Origin of the sequence: Candidatus Syntrophosphaera sp., from assembly GCA_019429425.1 — a bacterium.
Lineage (GTDB): Bacteria > Cloacimonadota > Cloacimonadia > Cloacimonadales > Cloacimonadaceae > Syntrophosphaera.
Window position 1 is genome coordinate 1 of sequence record JAHYIU010000109.1, and the last position, 6,314, is coordinate 6,314.

Annotated in this window: 6 protein-coding genes; 2 read left to right on the forward strand and 4 right to left on the reverse strand. The window is 52.9% G+C overall.

Features of this window, described 5'->3' with window-relative positions:
- Nucleotides 1–580: 580 nt before the first annotated feature.
- Genes K0B87_09065 through K0B87_09080 form a run of 4 tightly spaced genes read right to left on the reverse strand, consistent with a single transcriptional unit; the run spans nt 581 to nt 2,849 of the window.
- A complete protein-coding gene (locus K0B87_09065) occupies nt 581–1,267 on the reverse strand; it encodes a DUF799 domain-containing protein (GenBank protein ID MBW6514885.1) in 687 nt (228 codons plus the stop codon).
- A 9-nt stretch (nt 1,268–1,276) separates the two neighbouring features.
- A complete protein-coding gene (locus tag K0B87_09070; protein ID MBW6514886.1) occupies nt 1,277–1,621 on the reverse strand; it encodes a DUF4810 domain-containing protein in 345 nt (114 codons plus the stop codon).
- Complete coding sequence (locus K0B87_09075; protein MBW6514887.1) at nt 1,618–1,923, reverse strand: hypothetical protein; 306 nt, start codon at nt 1,921–1,923, stop codon at nt 1,618–1,620. Before K0B87_09075 ends, K0B87_09070 begins: the two co-directional genes overlap by 4 nt.
- An 8-nt stretch (nt 1,924–1,931) precedes the next feature.
- Complete coding sequence (locus tag K0B87_09080) at nt 1,932–2,849, reverse strand: CsgG/HfaB family protein (protein ID MBW6514888.1); 918 nt, start codon at nt 2,847–2,849, stop codon at nt 1,932–1,934.
- Between the two features lie 383 nt (nt 2,850–3,232).
- On the opposite strand from K0B87_09080, the gene K0B87_09085 reads away from it, so the two are divergent.
- Both K0B87_09085 and secA read left to right on the forward strand, forming a co-directional pair.
- A complete protein-coding gene (locus tag K0B87_09085) occupies nt 3,233–4,144 on the forward strand; it encodes a T9SS type A sorting domain-containing protein (protein ID MBW6514889.1) in 912 nt (303 codons plus the stop codon).
- A gap of 481 nt (nt 4,145–4,625) precedes the next feature.
- The coding region (gene secA, locus K0B87_09090; GenBank protein MBW6514890.1) for a preprotein translocase subunit SecA at nt 4,626–6,314 on the forward strand (1,689 nt) is incomplete at its 3' end.

Here is a 6,314-nt window from a genome sequence, read left to right on the forward strand (position 1 = left end):
AGCCTGCTCCGCTTTCAGGAATACTTCCTGCAACGATTGGTCTTTTGGTCGTGGCATCTCGCCTCCAGTATTTAGATTTTGGAGACAAGATAATCACTATATATGATTTGTCAACATGGAATTTGTAGTATTTCATGATCAGACCATCTATGTTTCATGGCCCCCCCTCTGCAAACTCAGATTCTGAGTTTGCTGAGGGGTGGGGAATTCTGGCCAGATAAATATGAACTCCGAGAATACCCGTGATAAATCCCCCCGCCTATTGTCCTGCACCGGTTGAAACCGGTTTGTCTAAAGGCTTAGCGGTCTGTGGCCGCTGTGGCAAAGCGGAATTTGCCACCCCAAAACCCAGCCCCGGGGATCGGGAAGCCGAATTCCGGTTCGGCGATCGGACGCAGTCCGATTCATCGTTTGAAGGGCTCTGCGAGCCCTGTGGCAAAGCGGAATTTGCCACCCCTTCAATCTGCGTCTGAATATCTGACCCACTCAGTTTGAAAGAGAGCCTTATGTATCTATCTGGAACGAGCTCGATCCCAAGCCGCCCCTCTTATCACAAGGGTGGCAGTTCAGAAAGCCTTGGCTATCTGTCGATCCTGATCACTCCGTGTTTTTCCGGCCCTATTTCAGTCAGGCCGTCAGTACCTGCTTCAGGATGGTGTTTTCCCAGGGGCAGGGCCTCGCGGAAAGTGCGGATGTTGGCTGTGCGGGCGTAGGGGAAATAGTCGCTTATCGCTGTTTTGATGGCGGATTCCAGAGCTGCCTCCAGCAGGTTTTTGCTGCTGGAGCCCAGGTTCACGATCGTGGTCACGCTGTAATCCCAAATGGTTTCCGCGCTGGCAGTGCTGAGCAGGGCAAATTCGGCATCGATGGTCAGGGTCCCGGAGGTCAGGAACCAGGATTTGTCCCATTTATTGATCGTGGAATAGAGGACCGCGTCCGCCCCGAAATGCTTTTTGAGATTGGCCAGGACCGCGGGATTGACGGTTTCCGAATCGTAGAGCCCTTCGTCCCGCAGGATGCCGAACATGGCCTCAACCGGCAGGGGATGGTAGCCTCTGAGGCCCAGCGCTTCGGACAGCGAGCAGGCAAAGTATTCCTTTGCGTCGGCCGCGGTGGTGTTGTTCACCGGAGGCAGGATCAGAATGGTCAGAGGCGGATCGGAATACATTGCGGGGTAGGTTTCCGCGAGATTGGTTTTGGTTACCTGCAAACATCCGGACAGGGCAAACAAGAGCAGGATGGGGGTGAAAATGAAGACTTTTCTCATTTCACCTCCTCAATGCCGCAAACCGTAGCGCGAGAGCAGGAAATCCACGAATGTGGCGGATTCTGCCCAGAGGGCTTTTTCTTTCTCAAAATGAACCCGGGCCCCGGCATAATCACCTTCATTCAGCAGCAGCAGTGCGTAGTCGGAATAAAGCCCCGGAGGCACAGGCAGCCCCTTGCGTTCGGATTTGGCAAAGACATCTTCCAGGCTGCGCTTGTAAGCCGCCACGGTTTGAAAATCGGGGCTTTTCACCGCCCGGTAGTATCTTTGGGAGGTGTCGCCATAATAAAACAGCGGTTTCTGGGCGCAGGCCGTCAGCAGCAATACCGCGAGCAGCACGAGCAGATACTTCATGGGACCGTGATCTCAACTGTCTGGCCGGCTGTCACCAGAATTTGTTCGGAAAGGAGCGCCCGGTTGCGGGAATGGATCTCCAGAAGGTGCATTCCGGCTTTGATCCGGAAGGTGTTGGTGTCGGCTTCAGGGTCCACGCCAACGCTGGTTCCATCGATGTAGGCCTCACGGTTGAGCATGCTTCCCGCCAGCCGGACATAGCCATAGTCGCTTTTGGTGGTGGCGCCTTCATTGGCTTTTTGCACGCTGCAGGCTGTGATGAGCAGCAGGCCCAGGATAAGCAGGATGATGATGTTCTTCATTTTTGGCCTCATTTATCGCTGATAAAGTAGTTGGTGAGGTCATCCGCGGGAATTTCGCCTTCGATGATCCTGGCGACCGAGATCTCGGTTAGTTCGCTGCCGGGGATCACGTCTGTCACGACGATCCGGGCGGCCAAAGTGCCGGGAAGCTCGATGGGCACGTTCGTCTGGGGATTCAGGACCGTTTTTCCGCGCTGGTAGACCTTGAATTCCGTCCCGGCCTTGATGCCCTGCAAAGCGCCTCCGGACATGAACAGGCGGTCCCCTTCGACGCTGAGGGGATAAGAGATCCAGGGATCATGGCTGAGCTTGTTGATCAGGTTCTGGATCACGGCGCTGATGGCCGCGTCGATGGCTTTGTCGGTGAGAGTGTCGTCGTATCCGGCCTGGGAACCCATTCCCAAAACGGTCCCCACCTCGCTGTAGGCCTCGCCGCTCCCCTCTTCGCCAAAGATGACCATCCCCGTGCGCGTGTCCACGATCCGTAAAGTGACCTTGGCTTGGGCGGTCTGCTTCTTGGTGCGGTCCACCAAACCAACGTTGCCACTGGTGGAACGGCCAAATTCGGATATCGAGCCCAGGATCAGGTAATCCGCGGGGATCCTGTAGCTCTGAATGTTGGAAACGCGCTGTTCGTTGTTGATCACGAGGCTATCCTGCCTTTCGATCAAGAGAAAGCGGTCTGTTTTGGCCAGTTTGGCGCTCAAAATGTCCGCGGCCGCGCGGGAAAGCTTTTCTCCCATGTCGCTGCCTTCGGTCAGGAAGCTGCTGGCCAGGCGCGTGTCGTTGGTGAATCTGCCCACGGCGACCTTCCTTTTCAGGGAAAAATCCTCCTGGTCGGCGCTCCCGGGGCTTTCTATCGCAGAAGTCGATATGGTGGTGGATTGTTCCTTCTGGAATCCCGCGCATCCTGCCAGGGCAAGCATGACGGTTATCAAGGCGATCAGAATGTATCTCATGTAAATCCTCCCATGATCGTATGTCTGAATTGAGTTAGTTTTACCGGGCTGGAGCTTTCGTCAAGAAAAAAAATCCACAGGACGGCGTGAAGGTTTGTTTCAATAACTGAACATCACATCCTCCAGAACTTGTTTTCGGGATAAGATTGGGGGTGCAAACACCGTTTTTCACAGGGGGTTGTGGCGAAAAAACAACAGCATAAAACCTTGTTATATGGTTAATTAGGCATGCCATAGCTGTTCGGGCCAGGTTCGTGCCGGTAAAAAAATTGAAACAAGCCCAAATTCTCCTTGACAAGATTTGAGACGTTACCAAAATGAAACCAAGAAATATAGATAAGGAGGATCCCATGAAAAAATTCGTGGCAGTCCTGATCTTTTTGACCCTGATCATTGCGGGCATGACTGCGTACACCCTGAGAATCGAGGCCTATAACGTCGACACAATGAATGAAATCTTTGGAGCTGAGATCTGGCGTGGCGGTATCTTTACCGGCCGTTTGACACCCTACAGCTTTGTTGACGCTGAATTTGTCTCAGGCGCTTACTCTGTCCAGGACAGTTGTTATATTAACTGGTTGCCAGCGGAGGTCACATTCAACGCCATCACGGCAACGGTGACATTCAAATTCTACGGTGTGAACATCTGTCCAGAGACAACCCCTGTGGAACTGAGCAGCTTCACCGCGACCCTGACAGCGCAGAACCGTGTGCGACTTGCCTGGATCAGCCAATCCGAAATGAACATGCTTGGCTACAGAGTGTATCGCAATGATTCGAACTATCAGGCCGGTTCGATCATGATCACCCCGACCCTGATCCCAGCCTACAACACAAGTACAACGCAAACCTACACGATTACTGACGACGAAGTGGAAATTGGGCACACCTATTATTACTGGCTGGAAAGCGTAGACATGGGCAGCAGTCAGTTCCATGGCCCAGTCAGCGTAATCGTCGAAGGTGAAGTACCGCCGGTTTATCCCGTGACGAGCTCAATTAAAAATGCGTATCCGAATCCTTTCAAAGCCAATTCCAATACCAATATCGAAGTATCGATCAAGGAAGGCGAGACTGGATCCGTTACCATTTATAATGTCCTTGGCCAGGTTGTGAAGACCTTCAGCGTTCCCTATGGCACGCATACGATCAACTGGAACGGTCAGGACAACAGAGGAAACACCTGCGGAAGCGGTATCTATTTTTACAGCCTGAACACTCCCTCGATCAATCAGACAAAGAAACTGGTTATAGTTAAGTAAGATCAGCTAAAGCTACAAGAGGGACAAAAAAGATTAACGCCCTGGCGTGCCGGGGCGTTTTCTTTTTAAAAACGGCACCTGATCTTGGGCGGCAGGCATTGTTACTCCCTGTCTAACATGCCTTTGGGAGGAATGGACATTTTTCCCTGGAGGAGTGGGTAGTACCCCTGAATATCATTATCTCGCCCCGGATGGCAGTTAAATCTTTCGCTGCCTGTACCATGCTTGTGGATTGAAGCCAGGCATTCCAACTGCATATGCCCAACCATCAGTTACCGTAACGGCGAACCATGCCTCAGGTGCAGGTCCGTGAATAAAGCATGAATCTCTCCAAGTGCCGCTGGATGGGGCTTGGCTGGTCTTAAGCCGATATAATCAGTTGACATAAACGGGGGAGAAGTTTTTGTGACCCAATCCATGGGTATTGTTTGACCGTTGCCGATCTCAGGGTCCCGGCGGTTTGAATATAAGGAATTACATTATGTTGGAAAAACTACTTCGCAAGATGTTCGGAGACAAATCGACGCATGACCTGAATCAATATCTGCCTCAGGTGCAGGCGATCAATTCCATATACGATGGCTTGCAGCAATATGACGACGACCAGATCCGGGAAAGAGTGGTCCAGATCAAAGCGGAGATCGCCGCCAAGCTGGGTGGCCTGCGCACTGAATTGAACGACCTGGAAGCCCGCTTTCGGGAAGAAACGGAGGATGCTGAGCGCAACCGGATCGACAACCGGATCGATGAGACCAAGAAAGAACTGAAAGCCCTGACGAAATCGACTTTGGATGATTATCTGCCGGAAGTATTTGCACTGGTCAAAGAAACCTGCCGGCGCTTGGTCGGCCAGAGTTTTAAGGTGCGCGAACAAGATGTCCAATGGAACATGGTGCCTTTCGACGTGCAATTGATCGGTGGTATGGCCCTGAACGATGGCAAGATCGCAGAGATGGCCACGGGTGAAGGAAAAACCCTGGTGGCCACGCTGCCGCTGTTTCTGAACGCGCTGGTCGGACGCGGTGCGCATTTGGTTACCGTCAATGATTACCTGGCTGCCCGCGATGCCGAATGGATGTCCCCGATTTTCAATTTTCATGGCATGCAGGTTGGCTGCATCACCACCGGCATGAGCTTCGAAGAGAGAAAGGAAGCCTATCTCTGCGAAGTGACCTACGGAATGAACAGCGAATTCGGTTTTGACTATCTGCGCGACAACATGGCGGTTTCGCCCAGCCAGTTGGTGCAGCGGGATTTCTTCTTTGCCATAGTTGACGAGGTGGACAGCATTCTGATCGATGAAGCGCGGACGCCCCTGATCATCAGTGGACCCATCGCTCAAGACAAGAACTTCTACCAGGAGGTACGCCCCCTCATCCACCAGCTGGTGCAATCCCAGAACTCTCTGGTACAGCGCTTTCTGGGTGAGATCCGGGACGACCTGAAAGATGAAAATCCCTCGCCCAACAACGAAAGGCTGGCAACCAACCTGCTCCTGATCAAGCGCGCCGCCCCGCGCAACAAAGCCTTTGCCAAACTCATGCAGGAAAGCCAGTACAAAAAGATGGCCAACGACATCGAAGGCGTCTACCTGCGTGATAAAAAGCTGCACGAATTGGATGACATGCTGTTCTACGTGGTGGAGGAACGCCACAACAGCGTCGATCTCTGCGAAAAGGGGCGCGAATTCATGTCCCGCCGGGATCCGAACCTCTTTGTGGTGGAAAGCCTGGATGAGGTCCTGAACCGCATCGACGAGGATGAATCCCTCAGCCCGGCGGAAAATTCCAAGCGCAAAGCCTTGGAAACCAACCGCTTCATGGACAAAAGCGAGCAACTGCACAACATCAGCCAACTCCTGAAAGCCTACACCCTCTTCGAGAACGACAAAGAATATGTCGTGATCGACAACAAGGTGATCATCGTGGATGAATTCACCGGCAGGCAGATGCCGGGCCGCCGTTTTTCGGACGGCCTGCACCAGGCTTTGGAAGCAAAGGAAAATGTCACCATTGAAGCCGGGACCCAGACCTTTGCCACGATCACCCTGCAAAACTATTTCCGGATGTTCGAGAAGCTGGCTGGCATGACCGGAACCGCGGTCACGGAAGAAGCCGAGTTCATCGAGATCTATAATCTGCCCGTGATGTCGATCCCCACCAATGTTCCC

What these genes read in the sequence shown, in the direction of transcription:
- K0B87_09065 (MBW6514885.1), bottom strand. Translation starts at nt 1,267, where the DNA reads ATGAGAAAAGTCTTCATTTTCACCCCCATCCTGCTCTTGTTTGCCCTG.
- K0B87_09070 (MBW6514886.1), bottom strand. Translation starts at nt 1,621, where the DNA reads ATGAAGTATCTGCTCGTGCTGCTCGCGGTATTGCTGCTGACGGCCTGC.
- K0B87_09080 (MBW6514888.1), bottom strand. Translation starts at nt 2,849, where the DNA reads ATGCTTGCCCTGGCAGGATGCGCGGGATTCCAGAAGGAACAATCCACC.
- K0B87_09085 (MBW6514889.1), top strand. Translation starts at nt 3,233, where the DNA reads ATGAAAAAATTCGTGGCAGTCCTGATCTTTTTGACCCTGATCATTGCG.
- K0B87_09075 (MBW6514887.1), bottom strand. Translation starts at nt 1,923, where the DNA reads ATGAAGAACATCATCATCCTGCTTATCCTGGGCCTGCTGCTCATCACA.